Origin of the sequence: Nannocystis exedens, assembly GCF_002343915.1 — a bacterium.
GTDB lineage: Bacteria > Myxococcota_A > Polyangia > Nannocystales > Nannocystaceae > Nannocystis > Nannocystis exedens.
The window spans coordinates 6,034,939-6,057,913 of record NZ_NETK01000001.1; the positions used below are offsets into that span (position 1 = coordinate 6,034,939).

Below are 22,975 nucleotides of genomic sequence, written 5' to 3' on the forward strand. Positions count from 1 at the left end.
GCGGTCGCGGACGCGCGCCAGTGGGCGAAGGCCCCCAATTCTCACCATGGGTTCTTCCTCATGGCGAGCCCAGACGAGTGAGACGGTCGAGGGTCGGTGAATCGGTCAGAACCCTGAGCCGCGAATGGAGAGACCCCGAGCGAGGCGAACGGCGGCGCGGCCCGACGTCGAGCCCGCCGCGCCGGCCGCGCTGGCTGTTAGGACATGCTCCAAGGGTCATGTCACGTGCTCGGCGGCCGTCGCAACAGGTCGCTGCTTCGAGCGCCGAGCGGGCCGCTTCGGGTCCGCGGCAGCGGGCCCGCGGGCGCGCCGGGCTCGACCAGCCGGTCGCGCCCGCGGACGATGTCGCCGGCGACGTCGCGGGCGCCGAACGCGAGGGCGGCGGCCAGGCACGGCGCGCCGAACAGCATGAGCACGAAGGTTTTGCCGCTCGCGCCGCGCGGGTAGACCGCCATCGTGAACGCGACACCAGCACGGTGCGGCGCTCGAGCTCGCCGAGCCGGCGGGCCGACGCCTGCCCGACCTCGTCCTCGACCGCGCGGGCCGCCGGCAGGTCGCGGACGGAGCCGCCGAGCGCGAGGCCGCCGCCGACGATCGACATGGCCGCGAGGACATGTCGCAAGAGATAGCCGAGGAGGCCGCATGGCGACGAGCCCGAGCTCGTTCAGGCCGGCGAGCACGTCGACGTCGGAGGCACCCAGGCGCGGCAGAGCAGCCACGACATTGGGCTGGCGACCCGCCAGCCGCGGGCGAGCAGCAGCCGCGGCGAGCCCGAGGCGCTCGGCGATCACCGGCACCAGGAGCGGTCGTGCCGGCCGCCGCCCGCGGGCGGGGGCGGCGGCGCGGGCGGTCCGCCCGGTGCGACACGCTTTCGCACATGCGAATCTCCAGAAGGAGCGGCGCGATCGGCCAGCCGGTCCGCGCGAACCTCGTGCAGGGGCATGCGCGCCGGACAGGCAGACAGGCGAGGCGAACGCCTGCTGCGGGATCCCCGAGCTGGAATGAGTCCGGCGCCGGGCGCCGTCGTGAAGCTCGCGGCTCGGGCCCCACGCCATCGCTCCTCGCCCGTCTGCCGGTCGCTGCGGGGCGCGCCGGGCGGGGCGGAGCGAGGTCCGCGGACCTTCGGCGCCGGATTCATCCGATGTCCTTTGGGACACATGTGATTGCGCGCCGGCGCGGCGGGCCGACCGATCGGCGCGCCGGCGCGGCCGACGAGCGACGCGTCAATCATCAGTGTCGTGATATCCGCGACTTGTGCGGTGAAATAGCATATGTATATAGTCGGGAGCTCGCCCGCGGCCGTCGTCCACTCGTGGGTGCGCGGAGCCCGGCCGCGGGCCGCCGCGACCGCGCCGCACGATCAATGATGAGAAGAGCTTGGGCGGCTCGGTCGGCGGCCCCGATATTGCCCGACCCGGTCGTGCCTGTATGTGCAATGTGGGCGCGCGGCGGGCGACGGCGACATTCACCCATGAACGCCGCCAAATCGCCGCAGACGCCGCCGCCGCCGCTGCCGGTGCCCGATCCGGGCGAAACCTCGAATTTACGGGCATGCGCCGGCGCACGCCCGCGTTTACGACGGATTCGGCGGCGGTAGACTATGCGATTCGCCACAACTCGGCATTGCCCACGTTCTGGGTGAGCCGAATATTCCCACACAGCGCGACCGGGGGAATCATCCCACGCCGCGCCCGAGAGCAGAGAAGAAAGGAACTCCCCAATGTTGCGTAATATCCTGATGGTTTGTCCCGTCCTCGCCGTCGCGTCCCTGGTGGCCAGCCCGACGATGGCGCGTCCGCTGACCGCCGAGCCGGAGCAGGTGCACGGCCCCGGCCAGTGGGCGCCGGTCGGCCCCGGCGATCGCCCGGACCAGGGCTATTGGGAGCAGGGCATCGACGGCGCCGACGTGCTGCTGAACGCCTGCGTGCAGACCCAAATCTTCGTCGGCACCGGCAGCGAGGATCGCTCCTACGACTGCGACACGCTGACGGGTCCGGCCTGCCTGGCGCGATGCGCCGACGAGGTCGAGAGCCGCGCGGCGACCTGCCGCAGCCAGTGTGAGGACGGCGGCGCGCTGTTCTGCGCGCCCAGCGAGCTCACGGCCCGCTGGGGCGGCTGGGGCTTCGGCCCCTGGCACGACGACGACTTCGGGCCCGGGTGGGGCTTCGGGCCCGGGTTCGGGCCCGGGTGGGGCTTCGACCCGATCGATCACATCGACCCCATCGACATCGACGAGCAAATCGTCTACATCGACACCTCGACCTGCCTCCAGCTCGATTTGAACGAGGTGTGAAGGGCCTGAGCGGCGCCCTCGCCCCCCCCGACGTCGCCGCGTCGGGCCGTGAGCGCCGGAGCTGTCCACGAAGCAGGGGGACCGGCGATCTTTCGCCCGACGGACCCGCCTCCGCGTCGAATCGGGAGGGTGCGCACGGGTCGTCGCAATCCGCGGTCGTCGTCTCCGTCGTCCGTCGGTCCTGGCCGTCCTGGGAGGGGGTGCGTCAGGGCCGCGGACGCGGAGGCGGCCGCCGAAGAGGCTCGCCGGTGGCCGACGATTCGTGCCACCCCCGCGGGCCGCTGAACGGTTGGTTTTCGTCTTTATCTTTCTATAGAAAATCACGGCCGCAGGGCGGCGCCTCGACGGGGTGTCCGCGCGGGGCGGACGCCCGCGCGGCGAGCTGCGGGTCGATGCTCGCCGCGTAGGCCGCCGCGCCGCGGCGATTCGTCGTTTGTACAGGCGCGCGAGCCGGCAGCGGTCGGGGAGCACTTCAGCCGCTCTCCAAGCGAGCCACGGGGCTTCGCGGGCCGTGTTCGCGGGGGGCGTCATCGGCGACGCGCTCTTTTCAAGAATGCGTCCGATCGTGGCCCTGTGGTGGGCTGTCTTTTCGCCATTGCCTTGAAGGCATTCTCTTCTTTTAAAAAGAACGAAAAAAAGAAGACGCGGCGGGCGGTCCGGGCGCGCCGGCGGACGATCCGTTCCCCGGGGTCGCGAGGCCGCGCCCCGTGCATGGGCACGAGATGTCTCTTGAGCCATGCTTGCGGGACGCGGAGGCGGCGCCCGGCGTGCGGGCCGGTCGCCGCGGCGAGCTCTCGTCGGTCGATCTGCGATCAATGTGTCCCTTCGGACATGTTGAATCGATCGCGGTCGCGGCGCGCTGGCGGGCGGGCCGAACGCGTCATGGGGCCGAGCGGCCGCCGCGTTCCAGGTAGATCGTGCAATGCATGTCGCAGTGAATGCGATGTGTAGCCTCATGGGAATCAGTATGTCGAATGAATTCGAGGTTCGGCGGGCTTCGGTGCGCGGACGGCTCCGGAGGCGTCGCCGCGGCCGGGGTGGATCGTCAATGATGATATGCACTTGCAGCGGGCGCCCGAATCGTCGGAGGGCGGGGCGCTCGGCGAATCACGGCCAGCGCGGCGGGCGGCGTAAAGGGTTGCGGGCGGGGCCGCCGGACCGCCGCGGGCGCCGGCGGGAGGGCGAGTTCGGCGATTCTGCGGGGCTCGGCGAGCGGCGGCGGTCCGTCGGCGGTTTCGCGGCGACGGCGGCCGCGTCGGCCGATGCGATTCGCCACAGCTCCGCATTGCCTCCGCGCGGGCTCACTGAATATTCCCAAGCGAACGCCGCGGGATCAGCTCGCGGCGCCACCGAGACAGAAGAGAGGAATTCACATGCTTCGCAAGATCTTGATGCTCTGCCCCGCGCTCGCCTTCGCGTTGCCGCTCCTCGCGGCCGGCCCGTCGATGGCGCGGCCCCTCTCGATCCCGGCCCAGCCGGCGGAGTGGTGCTGGGGCGACGACGACTGCGGCGATTTCGGTGAAGACCTGCTGCTCGCGGTGTGCGTGCAGACCCAGATCTTCGTCCAGACCGGCGAGCACGACCGCGCCTACGAGTGCGACACGTTGACGGGTCCGACCTGTCTCGCCAGCTGCGCCGGCGAGACCGGCGACGCCGGGGCCGCGTGCCGCAGCCAGTGCGACGGCGCCGGCGCCCTGTTCTGCGCGCCCAGCGACCTGAAGGCGCGCTGGGGCGGATTCAACGACGACGACGACGACGACGACGATCACCACGACGAGCAGGACAATCTCGTGTTCATCAACACCGAGACCTGCCTCGAGCTCAATCTGGAAGATCAGTGAGCGCGCGGGGGCCCGATCGGCCCTGCGTCCGGCGCGGTCGCGCCGGCCGGGGGAACGCAGCCGATCGCGGCGCCTGGCGGCGAAGAAGGGGCGCGGGGTGAGACGCCCCGGCCGCGGCGGCCGACCTCCGCGTGGCGCGGAGGCCTGGACACGGAGCCGCCGTAATCAGAAGGGTCGTCTCCGCCGCCTGCCTCTCCTGGCCGTCTGGGAGGGTGCGTCAGGGAGCAGGCGGCGGAGACGCTCTTGGACGCCCCGCCGGGCGAGGCCTGCGTCGCCGAGAGTTCGACGCAGGCCGGTTTGCATGCCAGGTTCGACGAACCTGCACGCGAGGTGTCGGACGCGAGCTCGCCGGCGTGTGGGCCGGAGAGGTCGCGGGTCGACGCGGGAAGGCGTGCATCCGACACCTCCCTGCTATGACGGTGGTGCGCCGGCCGTGCAAGCGAAGATCGCCGCGCCCAGGGCTGCAGCGACCGCTACTGCCGCGAGCATCGGCTGCTGCCAATCGGTCGGCGCAGCGGGCGTCGGCGCGAAAGCATGGCGGGGCCGGGTCGTCGCGCATCTTGTCGCGAGGGGGCGCGGCCGGCGTTGTCTTGCATGAATGTCGAGGGTCGAATCTCGCGGCGTCGGCGGCTCCGCGAAGAAGGGTTCGGCCGGCCTCCGCGTCTCGGCAGCGGCGCGGTCGGCGTGGGCGCCCGGGCATGAATCTCGACGGCGGAAGCTCGCGGCCTCTCCGGCTCCGGCGGCGACGGGACTGGCGGTGAATCGCCGATGCGACGGCGCAGCGGGCGTCGGCGGATCGATCGCGGGGACGCGAGGAGGATCGGCGGCCGCGGAGGACACTCGCGGCTTCGCCGGCGCGGAGCTCCGCGAGCGAGACGGGCCGCAGAGACGAGCGCTGGACGGGCGGTGGGAGGACTTGGCCTCGGCGCGGGACGGCGAAGGAGCCATCGTTCGGATCGCGGCGGCGGGAGGGCGCGCGAAGCCGGGGTACGCTCCTCCACGCGGGCCGGGGTCTGGAGCTGGGGCTGCGACGGGCGACGAGCTGGCCCTGGTCTCGCCAGCCGGGCCGAGGGCGGCCGGACGTCGAACTCGATCGTTCTCCGGCCGTCGAGCGACGTGGTCATGCATCGAAGGAGGCGAGCCGCGGGGACGAGGCGCGGCATGAGCGACGGAGCGTCGCGGGCGCGCGCGGTCGATCGGGCTCGACGCCGCGGCGGGGTCGACGCGGAGCGGACGAGCGGCGGGCGCCCGGCGCGGGCGCGATCGAAGAGCCGCTCGTGTCGCAAGGGCCGAGGCAGGAGCTCGTCGGGACGGAGCGCGCGGGGGCGCGGCGGACTCTGCGGTCGGTGGAGCCGCCGAGGCCGCGAACGGGGAATCATCAGGATGTCCATGGGGACATGTCCGTTGATCTGTTCACGTCTGGCGGGCGGGGCGGTCGCGTGGGTGGCCCGGTGACCGGTCGTCCTGCCCTCGAAGTCGCATTCGCTGCGACCTGTGAGGCAGGATGGACGTATGTACATAGTGCGGCGGACCGGCTGGGACTCGCCCACGCGGCGGTGCGCGGAGCCCTCCGTCGAGCCGCCGCGGCCGCGACGCATCGTCAATGATGATATGGACTTGCGAATCACGCGTGCGGGCGGCGGGCTCGTCGTCGCGGCGGGGCGCGCTATGAGCAATCGCCCGCGCGGCGGGCGGCGCCGAATTCGTGCGAGCGAGGGCGGCGAATCGCCGTAATCGCCGCCGCCGCCGGATGTGCGCGCGAGCCGGGGAAAACCGCGAATTCGCCGATCTGAGCCGGTTCGGGGGCTTCTATACGGCCGTTCGAGCCGGGCTCTTCGATGCGATTCGCCACAATCCGGCGTTGCGTCGGTTCCGGGGGCACTGAATATTCCAACCGTCGCGGGGCCGACCCGCGGCGCTCCGAGAGAGAACGAAAGGAACCCCCATGTTGCGCAAGCTCCTGATGCTCTGCCCCGCCCTCGCGTTCGCGCTGCCGTTCATCGCGGCGACCCCGTCGATGGCTCGCCCGCTCTCCATCCCGGCCCAGCCGGCGGAGTGGTGCTGGGGCGGCGACGACTGCGGCGACTTCGGCGAGGACCTGCTGCTCGCGGTCTGCACGCAGACCCAGATCTTCGTCCAGACCGGCGAGCACGACCGGGCCTACGACTGCGACACGCTGGCCGGCCCGAGCTGCCTCGCGACCTGTGACAACGTCGCCGGCGAGGCCACCGAGACCTGCCGCAGCCAGTGCGACGGCGCGGGCGCGATGTTCTGCGCCCCCAGCGAGCTGAAGGCCCGCTGGGACGACGACGACGACGACGACCACGACTTCGACCACATCGACGAGGACGACTTCGGCGAGGACGCCCTGTTCGTCAACACCGAGACCTGCCTCGAGCTCAACCTCAACGAGAGCTGACCGCGCTCGCTCGTGACGACGCCGCGCGACCGGGGCCGCCGCGCCGGGCAAGCACGGGTCGTCACACGCGACACCACGGAGAAGGGGCCGGGCGCGAACGGTCGCACCGGCCGCGGCAGGCCGGCCTCTGCGTCCACAGAGGCGGGTGCATGGGCCTGCCGACGCGAAAAGGTCGTCTCCGCCGCCTGCCTCTCTGGCCGTCTGGGAGGGTGCGTCAGGGAGCAGGCGGCGGAGACGCTCGTTCAGCGCCCCGCCGGGCGAGGCTCGCGCCGCCGAGAGTTCGGCGCGGGCCTCGCGAAATGCTTTTCCATTTGTTGTTAAAAAGGGGGAAGAGAAAGAGATGCGTTGAAAGGGATGGCGAGCGAAGCCGCTGCGCCGACCGGACGGGGGGGTCGACGCAGGCGGCGTAGACCGCGAGCATGGCCATGACGCGCCGGGGCGGGCGAGCAAGCGAAGAGCGTCGCCCCGATGGGTCGGCGTACTCCGGCGAATCCCGCGAAGCGACGCGACGACCTGCGCGGGCGACTCCGGCGCGGCCGACGGCGACGGAAGAGCGATCGCGCCTGGCCGCCGGCTCGGCGGGAGCTACGAGGCGCGGCCGGTCGCTGGCCCGGCGGGAGAGGACGGAGCGCGGATGGTCGCCGGCTCGGTGGCGGTCGGAGAATCGCGCCTGTTCGCCGGCCCGGTCAGAAGGCGGCGAATCGCGCCTGGTCTCCGGGCCGGTTGGGAGTCGACAAATCAGGCTGTTCGAAGGCGCGGGAGATCGTGCCCGCTCGTCGGCGCGGTGGGAGGGACGAATCACGCTGGTCGCCGGCGCGGTGGAGACGAACAATCGCGCCTGTTTTTCAGTTCGGTGAGGATGCGTCGAATCATGCTGCTCGCCGGCCCGGTTGAGAGTCGGCGAATCGCCTGCTCGCCGACTCGGGGGCGGTGGACAGGCCGCGCCTGCTCTCCGGCTCGGTTGGGGGCCGGCACGTCGGGTCGTTCGCGTGAAGGTGCCAAAAATCGTGCCTGCTCGCCGGCTCGCCGCGAATTGGATGAATCGTGGGAGGCGCTGCCGGCCGCAGGCCGTCCGCTCGCCGCCGCGGCCCTGCCGGTATTCTCCCGCGCACACGGACGCCGGCCGGCGCGCTCGACCGGCGTCCGCCCGACGCCGACGACGATCGTCGCGTGGCGTCATTGCATACTCCCTCCGGCTACCCAAGATCGCTCATGAAGCGCGCGGCCGGATTGGCCTGTCGTCGCGCCTCGCAAGAAAGGAGCCTCCATGTTGCGCAACCTTCTCGTGTTGTTCCCTGCGGTCGCGCTCGCATTGCCGGTCGTCGCTGCCGCGAAACCGCTGACCACGCAGATCGAGGAGTCCTCGTACAAGCCGGGCAAGAAGCCCGGCAAGAAGCCCAGTGGGCAGCCGGGTGAGCAGCCCGGCGCGCAGCCCGGTGGGCAGCCGGGTGGGCAGCCCGGTGGTGGGCAGCCCGGCGGTGGGCAGCCCGGTGGCGGCGGCTCGGGGGACGAATCCACCAGCGAGTCCCGCGAGGCCGAGCTCGACTTCTGCGCGACGGCCAAGGCGTTGGCCGAGGACAGCGGCTGCGATCGGGAGATCGGCGACGTCTGCCTCGCCGCGTGTGACTGGGGCGCCGACGATGTGGCCGTGTGTCGCAGCGCGTGCGTCGACGACGGCGCGCTGTTCTGCGCGACTCGCTTCAAGCCGGGCAAGAAGCCGGGCAAAAAGCCGGGCAAGAAGCCGGCCCAGCCCGGCGTGCCGCCGACCGAGCCCGGCGGCACGCCGCCGACCGAACCCGGCGGGGGCACGGCCGAACCCGGCGGCATGCCGACCGAACCCGGCGGGACCCCGACCGGCGAAGGTGAGCAGCCGATCCTGCCCGGCGACGCGCCGCTCGAGGACGCCGGGCTGGTCTTCATCGACGTCGCCCGCTGTGCCTCGCTCGGCGTGATCGTCGACGGCTGATCGCAGCCCGGCGGACGCGACCGGTCGCTCGAAGCCGGCGCGCCCGCGAATCCGTGTTCTTTCGCGTGGTCTTGACATTCCGACCGCACGCGCTAATCGATCGCCGTGGCGACAGCGAGCACCCCCGACCGCGACGACCCTCCGGAGACATTGACCCGTCTGCTCCGGGCCGAGCTGTCCGCGGTCGAGACCTACCGCGGCGCCCTGGCGCGGCTCGACGGCCGAGCCGCGGGCGCGCGGCTGCGGCAGATCTGCGTCGACCACAGCCGCGCGGTCCAGGTGCTCCGCGGGCTGCTCCTGCGCCACGGCGAGGCCGCGCCGGCCTCGACCGCGGGCCGCGAGCCGATCGCCGAGGAGCGCGGCGGCGACGAGCTGGTCGCCACCGTCCACGCGCTCCGCGACCACGAGGCGCGCCAGGTCGAGGCCTACCGGCGGGCGCTGGCCGACCCGGCGCTGACGCCCCAGGTCAAGGCGATGATCCGCAGCGACCTGCTGCGCCGCAGCGAGGCCCACGTGCCCACGCTCGAGGCGATGCTCGAGGCCGGCTGACCCCTCGCGGCCGGCCTCACGCGCGGGCGACGAAGCCGCGGCGCAGCGCCTCGATCTCGTCGACGAGCTCGACCTCGGGCCGCTTGTGCATGACCTCGCCGATCTGGACCATCGCCGAGGGGCTGGTGAAGTTGACCTCCGACAGCAGGTCGCCGATGAAGTCGAGGCCGAGCAGGTAGAGGCCGCGCGGCACCAGCTCGGCGGTCACGGCCGCGACCGCTTCGAGCTGGCGCGGGGTCGGGTCGAAGGCGTGGAAGGAGGCGCCCTGGTGGAGGTTGGCGAGCCGCGAGCCGGGGCGCGGGAGGCGGGTGACGCTGCCGAGGACCCGCCGGCCGATCGTCAAGATCCGCAGGTCGCCGCGGGTGGTGACGGCGTCCTGATACGGCTGCACGACGGCCTCGCCGTATTGTTGCCACCAGTCCCAAAGGGCAGGTTCGGGCGCGTCGGGGCGGAAGAAGGCGATGCCGATCCCGCTGCACTCGCCGATCGGCTTGACCACGGCCTCGACCGGCTGGGCGCGCACGGTCTCGCGCAGCTCGGCGAATTCGCGGCAGTGGGCGGTGGGGATCGCGAAGTCGGGGAAGCGCGCCGGCAGCAGGTGCTCGGAGTGCCGCAGGACCTCGGCCGGCTCGTTGATCTGCAGCAGGCGCCCGTCGAGCGCGGCGAACCGCTCGGCCCAGCCGCGGTAGCGGCCGTCGACCGGCGGGTCCTTGCGGTGGACGAGGACGTCGTAGTCGGTCGCCGCGGCCGGGCGCACCTCTCCGGCGCCGACGTACGGCGGCCGCCCGGGGTCGCTCCACAGCACCTGCCGGACCGGCAGGGCGGCCAGCCACGCGTCTGTCCCGAGGGACATGTCGGTCGTCAGCAGGTCGCAGTAGTCGACCTCGACGCCGCGCGCCAGCAGCTCCGCCATGAGCCGCAGGGTGGTGTCGAAGCGCGGCTGAAAGCTGGCGACCGGATCGGCGGTGACGAGGTAGCGCGGCATGGACGACACGCTCTCGTTTAATGGAAGCGGCCGCGCGAGTCACTAGCGGCCTGTCGACGCCGCGGGCGATTTCGCGCGCGGCGGCGAGCGCGCGAGGGCGACGGCGACGAATGACGCGGTCGCGGACGGCCGGCGGTGCCATGAATCGAACGCTATGATCATAGTGCTCGATTCGTCGGTGTCGCGCTCACGGGCCGCCGCGGCGGTGGCGGGTCTGGGCGGCCAGCCAGGCGTCGACGGCGGCGACCCGGGGCCGCCTCGAGCGGGTCGGCGGCGAACAGCTCGCGGGCGGTGCGGGCCAGCTCGCGGGCGCGGTCGGGCTCCTGCTCCGCGGCCGTCAGGGCGCGGGCCAGGGTGAAGCGGGCCGCGGCGAGGTCGCTCGGGTGCGCGGTCGGGTCGAGCAGCATCCGTCGCAGCGCGCGCTCGAGCGAGGCGACGCGACCGGCGGGTCGCCGAGCGCGAGCCGGGCGGCGCCGCTGCCGAGCAGCGGGAGGGCGAGGAACGGGTGGTCGGGCGGCAGCGAGCGGCCGAGCAGCGTCAGCGCGCGCTGGTGCAGCACCTGCGACTCGTGGTGGCGGCCCTGGCGGGCCCGCAGCTCGCCCAGGCGCGTCAGGTCCTCGGCGTGCAAGATCTCGTCGTCGCCGCGGTTGCGCTCGTTGTTGACCAGGGCGCGCTGCAGCAGCGGCTCCGCCTCGGCGAGCCGACCCTGGCGCATGGAGAGCAAGCCGAGGTTGCTGAGCACGGAGGCGGGGTCGGGGTGGTCGGGGCCGAGGTGGCGCTCGCCGATCGACTTGGTTCGCAAGTAGCGGGCGATCGCGGTCTCGTGGTCGCCGAGCTCGGCGGCGACGCCGGCGAGGTTGGTCAGCGCGATCACCAGCTGCGGGTGGTCGTCGCCGTGGACGTGCTCGAGGATCGTGAAGGCGCGGGCGAACCGCTGGGCGGCCGCGTCGACGCGGCGCTGGGCCAGGAGCACGTAGCCGATGTCGTTGAGGACGCGCGCGACCATCGGGTGGTGCTCGCCGTAGGCGCGCTGGTAGATCGCCAGCACCTCCTCGTAGAGCGCGTGGGCGGCGTCGTGGCGGGTCAGGCTGACGAGCACGGCGGCGCGGACGTTGAGCGCGGCAACGTAGCGCGGGTGGCTGGCGCCGACGAGCGCGGCCAGCAGCTCGCGGGCGCGGTCGAGGTGGGCGAGGGCGTCGTCGTGGCGGCCGAGGCGGTAGAGGCAGTGACCGAGCTCGAACTCGAGGGAGGCGAGCTCGCCGCGCTCGGGGTCGTCGATGCGCTCGACGAGGGCGATGGCGTCGCCGAGCAGGCGCTCGGCGAGGTCGGCGTGGCCCTCGGCGGTGCGGATCTTGGCGCGTACCTGCATCAGCCGGACCTCGCGCGCGGGGTCGCTGCCGGTCCGGCGCAGCGCGTCCCCGGCGTGGCGCGACCACTGGCCGGCGTCGGCGAAGCCCTCGCTGGTCAGCGCGGCGGCGGCTAGGTCGAGACCTGCCGGAAAGACCAGGTCGTCCTGGGCCAGCTCGCTGGCCAGGTGATAGGCCTCGGTCAGGTCGGTCATGGCGCCGCGGTAGTCGGCCTGCTCGCGGCGGACGACGCCGCGGCGGTGCTGCGCCTCGGCCCACAGCGGCGGGTAGTCGAGCGCCTCGGCGGCGCGGGCGGAGGCGCCGGTGATGCGCTCGCTGCCGGCGATGTCGCCGGCGTCGAGCAGCGCCTTGCTGCTCGCGCACCGCGGCGACCCTGAGCGCGAGGTTGGGCGAGGTCGGCGGCTTGACGCGGGCGTCGAGGTAGCGGTCGTCGGACGGGGCCAGCGGCGGCAGGGCGTCGACGGCGGCGATCGCCTGCTCGACGGTGGTCGGGCCAGCGCGCGCGAGCACCCCGGACAGCGCGCGCAGCTCGACGAGCCGGCTGTTGAGGCAGGCATGGCGCTGGTCGAGCCGCTCGGCCGAGGTCTCGCCGCGCACGTGCGTGGCGACGCACGCGGTTTCGGTGCGGCGGACCCACTGCCCGGCGTAGACGTCGCCATTCGCGCGTGGAGGGCGGCCGGGACTTCGGTGCGGCAGTGGGTGCCGCCCGTGACCGAATGCGAGGACTGCGTTCAGCTCACTTCGTGGCCCGGCAAGAACAGCGAGACCGGCCTGACCTCGTACGAGCCGCCCGGGTTGGCCACCGCGAGCTCGCGCGAGATGGCGAGCGCCTCGTCGTGCGTCTCGCTATTGACGACGTAGAAGCCGAGCAGCTGCTCCTTGGTCTCGGCGAACGGGCCGTCGAGGACGACCGGGGGTTGGGTCTTTCGCAGGGTCTTCGCCGCGGTGGTCGGCCGCAGGCGGACCGCCGGTCCGAGCTTGCCCTCGGCGGTGAGCCGGTCATGCACCACCGCGAGTCGAGCCATGACTGCGTCGTCCTCGGCCTGGGTCCACGAGGTGACGACCTTCTCGTCGTTGTAGCAAAGGATGGCGTACAGCACGGCGCGAGTATGCCCGCTCCGGCGCGCGGGCGCGCGTGCGCTCGCGCGTGTGCCGACGCTCGACCGGCTCAGAAGCGGCCGGAGATCGACAGACCACCGAAGGTCGGGCTGACCCGCAGGCGCGAGACGTTAGTGTTGGTCAGCCGCCGGACGCCGACGCGATAGATGATCCCGCCGACCGCGGTGACGAGAATGCCGCCGGCGAGGATCCCCCCGCCCACCGCGGTCATGCGATCGGCGGCGAGGATGCCCTGGCGGATCTCGTCGCGATCGGCCGTCAGCGTGTCGCATTCGCCGGAGTCGACGCGGCTGCAATCGCCGAGCTGATAGGCGTCCTCGGCCCCGACCAGGTCCTTCTCGAGCTTGTTGCCGCGCAGCGTGAAGCCGAGGGTCACGGCGAAGCCGGCCAGCGTGACGACGCCGCCGGCGATCATCGTGCCGACGCCGGCGTTGCGCATCTTCTTGGCCTGCGCGGTGTCGGCCGGGGCCAGGGCCGGCGGGGGCGTTGGGCCGGCGGGCGGCGGGGCGGCCGTCTCGGGCTCCGGCGGCGGGCCGGCTCGGCGGGCGGGGCGGGCTCGGGGCGGCGGGGCGGCCTCGACGGGCGGCGGCTCGCCGGTCGGGTTCCAGGCGCCCGGGTCGGGGCTGGGGGCCGGCGCCGGGGCGGGACCGGGGCCGGGCTCGTCACCGGGGCCGGCGCAGGGCCCGGGGACGACGGGGCGGGGCCCGGCGAGGACGGGGCAGGGCCCGGGGACGACGGGGCGGGGCCGGGGGAGGGCGCCGGCGCGGCGGCCGGGGGCGAAGGAGGAGCCGGGCTGGTGGGAGCCGGGGCGGGAGGGGCCTGGGCGAACGCGGGCGCCTGGGCGAACAGGAGGGCGGTCGCGGTGGCGGCGATCTGGAGGCTGCGCAGCGTGCTGTGGTTCGACGGACGTCGCATGGTGGTCGCTCCGCGTTCGCTATTCGTAGGAGGGGATCGGCTTGGCGAGGATGCACAGGCCGTAGTCGGCGGTCTCGTCGACCTCGGGGGTCATCGGGTCGTCGGCGACGTCCGGGTTCAGCGGGTCGTTGATGCTGTTGTCGCACTCGACCGCGAAGTCCGGGTTGATGCCGTTGCCGGTGGCGGTGCAGTCCTCGTCGGTGACGCAGTGGACGGCGGGCGAGACGGCGACCACGTGGAATTCGGCGGTGCAGCCGTCCTGGGTGAACTTGAGGTCGGCCTCGAATTGCGTGCCCTGGGCGTCGGGGGTGTTGAGCCAGCGGGCGTCGGTCCACTCGTAGGAGACGGTGGTCGGCGGGGTGGCGGCGACGCTCTCGTCGACGTCGGGGGTCATCGGGTCGTCGGGGATCGCCGGCAGCTCGGGGCGGGTGAACGTCGCCGGCCCGAGCTCGGGGACGTGGCACAGGTCCTCGTCGTCCGGGAAGCCGCTCTCGAAGTCGCCGAGCGCGTTGGGCCAGTGCTCGACGCCCTTCTCGCCGGTGAAGCCGGGCACGTCGACGGGGTACTCCAGGGCCTCGGCGACCAGCAACCCGGCGTACTGCGGCCGGATCGCCGCCGACGGGTCGCTGAACTTCGCGGTGCCGTTGATGCCGCCGGTCGCGAAGTAGGTCTGCATGCCGAGGATGTCGCCCTTCTGGGCGCACGGCGAATTCGGGTCGCCCGCGGTCAGCTCGTACTTGGCCGCGTAATAGAGGTGCGCGGTGGTGCAGTTCATCGTCGGCTGCTTGCAGCTGCTGCCGACGACGAGGAGGAGCGCGCCGGTGACGAGGGCGCGGATGGGCGGGCGCTTGCTGGGCTGCATCGAAGACCTCATCATCAGAAGGACAGGCGGATGCCGAAGCGGAACTGCCGCGGCTGCTGGTAGAGGGTCGGGTTGCCGAAGTTCGGGTTGACCGTGATCGGGGCGCCGCCGGTGGTGGTGGCGTTCGCCAGGTCCTCGGCCGTGCCGCCCTTGATCGGGTTGACCTCGTCGAACGTGTAGCGCTCGTCGATCGCCAGGACCTGCTGGAAGTTGGCGACGTTGAACACGTCCATCGAGACGGTGAGGCGCAGGTCCTTGCGCAGGACCTTGGTGTAGCCGATGGTCGGGTCGATCGAGAAGTTCCACGGCAGCCGCTCGCCGCTGCCGCGCGGGAGGATGAACGACTCGTCGAAGCCGTAGAGGACGTGCGAGGCCAGGAAATTGGTGGGACCGCCCGAACGGGCCCGGAACGCGCCGCCGAGCCGCAGGAACTGGCCGTTGCCGAGCACGATCTCGCCGGCCGCGAAGATCTTGAACGAGTGGCGGGTGTCGCCCGGCAAGTAGCCGTAGCGGTTCTCGAGCAGCGAGATCAGGTCGAAGTCCGAGGTGGTGTTCGGGTCGAGCTGACCGGTCTCCGGGCGGAACAGGCCGGCGAGGTTGCCGCGCAGCCACGACAGCGTGTAGCTGCCGGTGATCATCCAGTGCTTGGCGAACCGCTTCTCGATGAACAGGGTCGCGGCGTCGTAGATGCGCTTGGCCTTGGGGAAGTCCTTGGCGATGCCGTAGCCGGGGTTGCCGATGAAGTAGGTGGCCGCCTCGTCGCGGCTCATGTCCTCGATCGCGCGGTGGATCCACCGGTGGGTGTACTGCAGGCCGAGGCGCGTGTCGGTGATGATCTCGTACTCGCCGCCGGCGACGATCTCGTCGCTCGACTGCGGCTTGAGCCGCGGATCGATCGGGGTCTTGCCGGCGCTGGCCAGGGCCCACCGCTGGTCGGGATCGGCCGGGCCGCCGATCAGGAGGCGATTGGCGTCGATGGTGCACGCGCCGCCGGGCTCGTTGGCGCCGGGGGCCAGCGGGTCGCTGCACGCCCCGGGACCGATCGCGTTGTGGAACGACTGCAGGCCGGGCTCGCCGGTGCCGGCGCGGTCGGCCAGGTTGAGCGGGACGCTCTGGTAGAAGCGGGCGTAGTTGACGAACAGCTTGGCCTTGCCGCTGTAGGTCGGGTCCCAGATCAGGCCGACGCGCGGCGAGAACTGGTTCGGCAGCGCCATCGCCAGGGTGCGGTCGCCGCTGAACAGGTGCTGGGCGTCGTAGCGCAGGCCCGCGTTCAGCGTGACCTTGTCCATGATCGACCAGCTGTCCTGAATGAAGCCGCCGATCGTGGTCGACATGACGTTCCAGTTCAGGTTGCGGATGACGTTGGCCTCATCCGGCCCGTTGAGGAACGAGTACATGCGGAAGTCGGCGAAGTTCGTGCCGCTCGTCGCCTCGCGGTAGATCTGGTTGCCGCTGTAGCCGCGGTTGCTGTTGTACTGCGTGTACTCGAAGTCGACGCCGAACTTGATGACGTGGTGGCCGGCGCCGCGGGCCAGACGGGTGACGATCTCGCGCGCCTGCAGGCGGTCGAGCCGGCGGTCGTAGAGGAGGCCGGGGCCGCCCGCGGTCCACTGGCGGATCGGACAGATGACGGAGCGCGTCTGCGCGTCCATCGTCGTCGGGTCCGTGAACGTGTACATCATCGGGTCGCACGCGCCCGCCGGTGCGCCCGCCGGCATCGGCGTGAGGTCGGTCAGCGAGTGGACCTCGCGGTAGCCCGGCATGCCCGGCTGCAGCAGCATGCCGTCGGCGTCGTAGAAGTTATTGCTCTGGCGATAGATGACGCTCGGCGTGCCGGCCAGGCCGGTGGTGTCGCCGACGCGGCTGCCGTCGACGGCGTTGCGCTGGTTGAGCTGATGGTGCCAGCCGAGGATGGTGTCGAAGTTCCACTTGCCCTCGTCGTCGCGCCAGTTCCACTTGAACTGCAGGTCGGTGGCGTTGTCGCGGTACTTGCGGGCCAGCGCGCCGTAGTCGCCGATGAGGTTCAGGACCTCCGGCTGGCCGGTCTGGGCGTTCATGCCGAAGGTGCCGTTGCCGCCCGACAGGCTCGGGGCGTAGATCGCCAGCAGCTCGAGCGTGTTGCGCTTGTTCGGCGAATAGGTCAGCTTGCCCAGCGCCTGCACCGTGGTGCCCTGGGCCTTGAAGCGCTGGGTGGTGCCGGCGATGCGCTCGGTGACGGTGAACTTGGTCTCGGGGTCGATCAGCGCGTTGCCGTCAGGGTCGACGACCACCCGGTTCCACGAGCTGGTCAGGTCGTAGACGGTGCGGGCGATGCTGACGCCGCCGTAGAACCACAGCTTGTCCTTGATGATGCGCCCGCCGAGGTCGAAGCCGGCGTCGCCGATCCAATTGAGGTTGCGCTCGGTGACGATCGCGTCGCCCTCGCGGCGAGCGATCTCGCGCCGACCCTCGAGCTGGCCGGGCGTGTAGTAGGCCCAAACGTTGCCATGGAACTGATTGGAGCCGCTCTTGGTGACCGCGTTGATGACACCGCCGGTCGAACGCCCGTGCTCCGGCATGTAACCGCCGGCCTCGATGCGCACCTCCTCGAGGAACTCGACCGAGAGCCCGGTGCCGTTGAGGCCGAAGCCGGGGTCGTTCACCGACAGGCCGTCGACGTAGTACTTGTTCTCCGGCGAGGTGGTGCCGGCGATGCTCGTACCGTAGGTGTCGTTGCGGGCGCCCGGGGTCGCCTCGGCGATGGCCTCGAACGAACGATTGGCGGCGCCCTTGCCGGTCGGGATGGCGATCGGGACCCGCTGCGCCATCTCGCGGTCGACCGACAGGCCGGTCGCGCTGCTGCCGACGTCGACCGTCGGCGCCGGCACGGCGACCTCGATGACCTCGCGCGCGCCCGAACGGACCAAGGAGACGTCGACGCGGATCGTGACGCCGGCGCGCAGCTGCAGGCCCGTGCGCTTGTTGCCGGCGCCGTAGTCCTTGGCGAACACGGTCACGTCGTAGGTGCCGGGCGGCAAGTTGGGAATACGGTAGAGGCCGCTGACGTTGGTCGTCATCGTGCGCTCGCCCTGGATCTTCTCGCCGGTGACGATGACGACCGCCCCCTCGACGCCCTCGCCAGTGCTCGCGTCGCGGACGACGCCGACCAATACCGCGTCGCTCGGTCCGGCCTGGGCCGTCGAAACGACCGCCGCCTGTGCAGCCACGGCACCTAGAATGGTGATCCAAGCACTCCTGCGCATCTTGCCCTCTTGCCCGGGGTTAGCCGCGATTCGGCCGCGAAATTCAGACGTCACCGTATTCAGACCCCATGGGGGCCCGTGACTGCGGTTGACAGCGTTATCGAAAGGCTACGCTTGTACGTACACCCAAGTCGGTGGTTACGCACGCACATAGCCTGCCCATCCGCTGCATGTCAACACAAACTGTGAAACCCCAGGCGAGCGTCTGTGGGTCGAAGAATCGGCGGGATGGTGCTGGGTTTACGTTGTTGAATTGTGAAGTGGCTAACAAAAATTTCAGTGGGTAATGACGCCTGTCACGAGTTCGAGGGCACTGCTCAATGTGCAGGCTGATTGCATGCGCAGGGAAATCTCTGTGCAGGGATTGTATGTGCAGGGAACGCCGAGCCGCAGCCCCTTGAGGCCTCGCGTGCCCGCCGCCATTGCCGGCAATCCGCGAGCCAGCGAGCTCCGCCGTCCGCTCGCTCGCTGTCACTATCGCGGCGGGGGGAGCGGGACGGTGCCGATGAACTCGACGCCGCTGCCGCCGGCGTAGCCGTAGCTGACGGCGACGTCGTAGCCGACGACGATGATGCCGACGCGGGCGTCCCCGCCGGCGCGGACCCGGTGCGGCCCGAACTCCAGCGCGAAGTGGGCCCGCTCCCAGGCGACGCCGTCGTGGCTGCCGAGCGGCTGCCAGCCGCCGTCCACCGTGACGTCGGCGCCGTCCAGCGCGACCTCGGCGCCGGCGGGGCGGATGACGGTGACGTAATGGGTGTCGTACTCGGCCGGCGTCAGGAACACGTACTCGCCCTGGAACTGCGCCAGCGGCGGGACGAGGATCATCGCCGGGTCGCCGACGAAGCCGACGTTGTCGGCGTCGTCCTCGGGCGTGGGGTCGACGGTGACGACCTCGTTCGACAGCAGGAACTCGGTGACGGCGAACGGCCGGTCGCCCGCGACGATGAAGGAGGCGTCGGCGGTGAAGGCGACGGTCTCGTAGGCGTCGAGCGTGGTCGGGGCCCCGGGCGGCGCGGCCGGCGAATAGGTGAGGCTCGTGCCGTCGAAGGAGCCGGTGAGCCGCACCCGCACCGGGTCGTCGCCGCCGCCGCTGTTCGGTGGGGCGGAGATCACTGCGTACGCGTCACCCCAGGCCGACAGCGGCAACATCTGGTGCTCGAGGTGATCGGCGCAGCAGCCGCTCTGCGGCGTCGGCTCGAACGAGGCGACGTTGCCGGAGAACACCGCGACCGGCTTGTCGGCGGCGACCCGCGTGCCGGACAGGTTGCCCTGGCCGGCCTCGTTCTGGAACAGCGACATGACCGCGTTCGACATCAAGGTGTAGGTCTGCCCGCGCATCAGGTTGACCTTCGTCGCGCTCGGGTAGATCGGCACGCCCGGGGTCGGGTAGATGTCGACGGTGGTGTCGTCCTGGTCGGCGACGATGGTGACGAACGCGCCGGCGTTGAAGTCCATCGGGAAGCCGAGCCGGGTGCCGTCGCCGGTGACCGCGGTGTAGTCGCGGTCGAGCACGTGGGCCGGGAACAGCAGCGAGGCGTCGTTGGAGAACACCTCGGTCGAATTGTCGAGCGGGTTGAATTGATACACCGTGACCGGCAGGTCGCTCTCGAGCCGATAGGCGGTGCCGGTCGAGCTCTCGCGGTTCTTCGTGCCGAGCGCGTTGTCGAACGCGAACACGTGGAGCGCGTTCGCCGGGATCGTGGCCGACTCGAGCGGGACCTGCTCGGCGCCGGCGAACACCGCGACGGCGACCGGCGCGTCGGCGGTGTTGGCGGCGACGATCGCGTAGGTCTGATCCTCGGGCGCCGGCGAGGCCTGCACCTGCCAGGCGTTCGGCAGGTCGACCGCCCAGAACAGGCAGCCCTGATTCGACTGCGTCTGCTCGGCCTGCTGGCACGCGCTGCCGATCGGGCCGGTGTCGCCGGTGTCGACGCCGACGTCGAGCTTGGGCGCGCCCGGGCCGGTGCTGGTGTCGCCGCCGGTGTCGCTGCCGCCGGCCGAGGTCGTGGGCGCGGGCTCGGTCGTCGATTCGCCGGCGCCGCTGCCCGGGCCGGTGGCGGCGTCGGTCACGCTGGTCGGCTGCGCCCCGGTGTCGGTCCCGCTGCCGCCGCCGCCGCTGCTGCACGCGAGCACGAGGGCGAGCGGGACGAACAAGCGCGGAGAAATCGGCATCATGGGCCAATATCGCGGGGCGAGCCGGCGATCAAGCAGCGCCGCGCCTCGCGGGCCGCGGGCGCTCGCGGCCCGGGCGCGCGCAGCCGTGAGTTGCGTCGCGCGCTCGCGTCCGCGAGTGGCCGGGGGCGCGGCCGCTGTGGTACCGTCCGCCGGCGATGACGGGAGAGCGCCTCGGGGGCCGCGCCGGAGCTATGATCATTGTCGGCGCAGGCGCGAGGCCCGAGAGGGCGGTGCGATGAATCGGCGGGACGTGGCCGCGGCGCGGCGGATCGTGATCAAGCTCGGGACCGGGGTCGTGACCCACCCGGAGGCCGGGCTGGCGCTCGGGCGGCTGTCGAGCCTGGTCGAGGCGGTGTGCGACCTGCACCGCCAGGGCCGCGAGGTGATCGTGGTCAGCAGCGGCGCGGTCGGGATGGGCCAGCGGGTGCTCGGCCTGCCCAAACGGCCAGATTCGCTGGGGCTGCGCCAGGCCTGCGCGGCGGTCGGGCAGGGCCACCTGATGGCGCTCTACACCCAGCTGTTCGGCCAGCTCGGGGTCAAGGCGGCCCAGGTGCTGCTGATCCAGGAGGACCTGGCCGACCGCGACCGGGCGCTGTGCGTGCGGACCACGCTGATGCGCCTGCTCGAGCTCGGGGTGGTGCCGATCCTCAACGAGAACGACAGCGTCAGCGTGCGCGAGCTGATCGAGTACCGGCGCAACCTGGGCGCGGCCGGGCCGGCGCTCGAGTTCGGCGACAACGACGGGCTGTCGGCCCGCGTGGCGGTGGCGATGGACGCCGACCTTTTGGTCATCTTGACCGACGTCGACGGGCTCTACACCGCCAACCCGCGCACCGACCCCGAGGCGCGGCGGATCGCCGAGCTCGCCGACGTGAGCGAGGAGGCGCTGGCGCGCACCGCCGGGACGTCGGCCGGCGGCACCGGCGGGATGACGAGCAAGCTCGAGGCGGCCCGCCTCGCCAGCAAGGCCGGCATCGGCGTGCTGATCACCAGCGGCCACCTGCCGGGCGCGCTGGTGGCCGCGCTCGGCGGCGAGGACCGCGGGACCTACGTGCCGCCGGCCCAGCGCCGCTCGGCCCACCGGCGCCAGATCGCCTCGGGCGGGCCGGCGCGCGGCGGGCTCATCGTCAACGAGGGCGCGATCGCGGCGCTGCACGAGCGCAAGGCGTCGCTGCTGCCGATCGGGCTCACGCGCGTCGACGGCGAGTTCGCCCGCGGCGAGCTGGTGGAGATCCGCGACGGCAGCGGGCGCATCCACGGGCGCGGGCTCGCCAACTACTCGTCCGAGGAGTGCCGCCGGCTGGTCGGCCGCCACAGCAGCGAGATCGCCAGCATCCTCGGCTTCTGCGGCTACGACGCGGTGGTCGGCCGCGACAACCTGGCGCTGTCCGAGGTCTGAGCTGGTCCTGAAGACAGGTCGATCGGGGCATGCTCCGGGGGACAGGGTGAAAAGGACATGACGCAAACGACAGGTCACGTGGGACAGGCGGAGGAGCGGGTGCGCGCGCTGGCGCTGGCGGCCCGCGCGGCCGGGCGCCAGCTGGCGGCGCTGACGGGGCCGGCCCGCTCGGCGCTGCTGCGCGACCTGGCGGCCGCGCTCGCCGACCCGGCCGAGCGCGAGCCGCTGCTGGCCGCCAACGCGCGCGACGTGGCGGCCGCGCGGGCGGCCGCGGCCGCGGGCGAGCTCGACCCGGCGCGGCTCAAGCGGCTCGGGCTCGACGCCGCCAAGCTCGACAGCGTCGCCGACGGGCTCGGGCAGCTGGCGGCGCGGCCGGAGCTGCTCGGCCGACCTCGCCTGCGCCGCGAGCTCGACGACGGGCTGGTGCTCGAGCAGGTGCCGTGTCCGCTCGGGCTGGTCGGGGTGGTGTTCGAGGCCCGGCCCGACGCGGCGCCGCAGATCGGCGGCTTGTGCCTGAAGAGCGGCAACGCGGCGCTGCTGAAGGGCGGCAGCGAGGCGCGCGAGAGCAACCGGGCGCTGGTCGCCTTGATGCAGCGCGCGCTGCAGCGCCACGGCGTGGCGCCGGCGGCGATCACGTTGCTCGAGCAGCGCGAGGACATCACGGCGATGCTGGCGCTCGACGACGTGCTCGACCTGGTGATCGCCCGCGGCGGGCACGAGTTCGTGCGCCACGTCCAGCGCAGCACCCGGATCGCGGTGATGGGCCACGCCGAGGGCGTGTGCCACCTCTTCTTGCACGCCTCGGCCGAGCCGAACATGGCGGCGACGATCGCGGTCGACGCCAAGTGCGGCTATCCGGCGGCCTGCAACGCGGTCGAGGCGCTGCTGTGGGAGGGCGGGGCCGAGGCGGCGCTCGACGCCTGCGTGGCGGCGCTGCGCGAGCGCGGGGTGGAGCTGCGCGGGTGCGATCGGACCCGGGCGCGTCACCCGGCGCTGGCGGCCGCGAGCGAGCAGGATTGGGGCCACGAGTACGGCGCGCTGGTGCTGGCGATCCGCCGCGTCGACGACGAAGCGGACGCGCTCGCCCACATCGACCGATACGGATCGAAGCACACCGAGGCGATCGTGGCCGCCGATCCGGCAGCGGCCGAGAGATTCCTCGCAGCGGTCGACGCGGCCGATGTGTTCTGGAATGCGAGCACGCGCTTCGCCGACGGCTATCGCTTCGGCCTCGGCGCGGAGGTCGGGATCTCGACCGGTAAACTGCATGCTCGCGGGCCGGTCGGCGCCGAAGGCCTGCTGACCTACCGCTGGCTGCTGCGCGGCCACGGACAGGTCGCGTCCGATTACGGCCCCGGCAAGCGTCGCTTCACGCATCGCGACCTCGAGCCCTGAGCGCCTCGCGGTCGCCGAACCGCGAATCGCGCAAGCCGGCGAATGACGGGTTCGTCATGCGACTCGAACATTGTTTTCCCGCGGCGCTGCGCCGATAACAATGATTCGCAGGGAACGGGGTGGCACTGCCGTCGGGGCAGAGACAAGCTGTGTGCCCACGAACCGCGAACGGAGCGGCGCCGAGCGGCGGCTCGTAGAGAGGTTGCGTGCTCGCAGGACGTCGCGGTCGCGGGCAAACCGAGGCCCGGCTGGCCCAGACGCCAGCCGCGAGGAGGGCGGCGGCTCACGCCGGTGAGTCGAGACAAGCGAGCAATTTTCCTGAGATCCGTTCGCCGCGTCACGACGCCAATGCGTCGTAGCGAGACGGTGATGGCGGCCCGAATTCGTGCGAGGTCGGACGTCATGCCATCATTTGCAGATCGCGCTTCATGTGGGTGCGGGCGAGGCC

Annotated in this window: 15 protein-coding genes; 7 read left to right on the plus strand and 8 right to left on the minus strand. The window is 72.1% G+C overall.

Going from position 1 to position 22,975, the window contains the following annotated elements:
* Positions 1-221: 221 nt before the first annotated feature.
* The gene (locus tag NAEX_RS23760; protein WP_096329761.1) at positions 222-455 is read right to left on the minus strand and encodes a hypothetical protein; all 234 of its coding nucleotides are present in this window, start codon (positions 453-455) and stop codon (positions 222-224) included.
* A gap of 1,265 nt (positions 456-1,720) precedes the next feature.
* On the opposite strand from NAEX_RS23760, the gene NAEX_RS23765 reads away from it, so the two are divergent.
* From NAEX_RS23765 to NAEX_RS23785, 5 genes are all read left to right on the plus strand, one after another.
* On the plus strand, positions 1,721-2,293 hold the full coding sequence (locus NAEX_RS23765) for a hypothetical protein (RefSeq protein ID WP_143140545.1): 573 nt from the start codon (positions 1,721-1,723) through the stop codon (positions 2,291-2,293).
* 1,373 nt (positions 2,294-3,666) lie between these two features.
* Complete coding sequence (locus NAEX_RS23770; protein ID WP_096329763.1) at positions 3,667-4,134, plus strand: hypothetical protein; 468 nt, start codon at positions 3,667-3,669, stop codon at positions 4,132-4,134.
* 1,945 nt (positions 4,135-6,079) lie between these two features.
* Complete coding sequence (locus tag NAEX_RS23775) at positions 6,080-6,553, plus strand: hypothetical protein (RefSeq protein WP_096329764.1); 474 nt, start codon at positions 6,080-6,082, stop codon at positions 6,551-6,553.
* 1,267 nt (positions 6,554-7,820) lie between these two features.
* Positions 7,821-8,519, plus strand: coding sequence for a hypothetical protein (locus NAEX_RS23780; RefSeq protein WP_096329765.1), 699 nt, complete (start codon positions 7,821-7,823; stop codon positions 8,517-8,519).
* 105 nt (positions 8,520-8,624) lie between these two features.
* Entirely contained in the window at positions 8,625-9,068 is a 444-nt protein-coding gene (locus tag NAEX_RS23785) for a hypothetical protein (protein ID WP_096329766.1), read from the plus strand.
* Between the two features lie 16 nt (positions 9,069-9,084).
* On the opposite strand, the gene NAEX_RS23790 is transcribed toward NAEX_RS23785, so the two are convergent.
* From NAEX_RS23790 to NAEX_RS23825, 7 genes are all read right to left on the minus strand, one after another.
* A complete protein-coding gene (locus NAEX_RS23790; RefSeq protein WP_096329767.1) occupies positions 9,085-10,053 on the minus strand; it encodes an ATP-grasp domain-containing protein in 969 nt (322 codons plus the stop codon).
* 337 nt (positions 10,054-10,390) lie between these two features.
* A complete protein-coding gene (locus NAEX_RS23800; protein WP_170135952.1) occupies positions 10,391-11,614 on the minus strand; it encodes a tetratricopeptide repeat protein in 1,224 nt (407 codons plus the stop codon).
* Positions 11,615-12,151: 537 nt separating this feature from the next.
* Positions 12,152-12,520 (minus strand): YciI family protein, encoded by a 369-nt coding sequence (locus NAEX_RS23805; RefSeq protein WP_096329770.1) that lies wholly within the window; start codon positions 12,518-12,520, stop codon positions 12,152-12,154.
* 68 nt (positions 12,521-12,588) lie between these two features.
* Positions 12,589-12,978 carry a hypothetical protein gene (locus NAEX_RS23810; protein WP_096329771.1) on the minus strand — a complete coding sequence of 130 codons (390 nt, stop codon included), beginning with the start codon at positions 12,976-12,978 and terminating at the stop codon, positions 12,589-12,591.
* Positions 12,979-13,473: 495 nt separating this feature from the next.
* Positions 13,474-14,316: a hypothetical protein gene (locus tag NAEX_RS23815; protein ID WP_096329772.1), complete on the minus strand. Its 843-nt coding sequence runs from the start codon at positions 14,314-14,316 to the stop codon at positions 13,474-13,476.
* A gap of 14 nt (positions 14,317-14,330) precedes the next feature.
* Positions 14,331-17,522 (minus strand): TonB-dependent receptor, encoded by a 3,192-nt coding sequence (locus tag NAEX_RS23820; protein WP_170135953.1) that lies wholly within the window; start codon positions 17,520-17,522, stop codon positions 14,331-14,333.
* A gap of 510 nt (positions 17,523-18,032) precedes the next feature.
* Positions 18,033-19,733: an IgGFc-binding protein gene (locus NAEX_RS23825; RefSeq protein ID WP_096329774.1), complete on the minus strand. Its 1,701-nt coding sequence runs from the start codon at positions 19,731-19,733 to the stop codon at positions 18,033-18,035.
* A 235-nt stretch (positions 19,734-19,968) separates the two neighbouring features.
* On the opposite strand from NAEX_RS23825, the gene proB reads away from it, so the two are divergent.
* Together proB and NAEX_RS23835 are read left to right on the plus strand one after the other, a co-directional pair.
* Positions 19,969-21,132 (plus strand): glutamate 5-kinase, encoded by a 1,164-nt coding sequence (proB, locus tag NAEX_RS23830; RefSeq protein WP_096329775.1) that lies wholly within the window; start codon positions 19,969-19,971, stop codon positions 21,130-21,132.
* 57 nt (positions 21,133-21,189) lie between these two features.
* Positions 21,190-22,527: a glutamate-5-semialdehyde dehydrogenase gene (locus NAEX_RS23835; protein ID WP_096329776.1), complete on the plus strand. Its 1,338-nt coding sequence runs from the start codon at positions 21,190-21,192 to the stop codon at positions 22,525-22,527.
* Positions 22,528-22,975 lie beyond the last annotated feature (448 nt).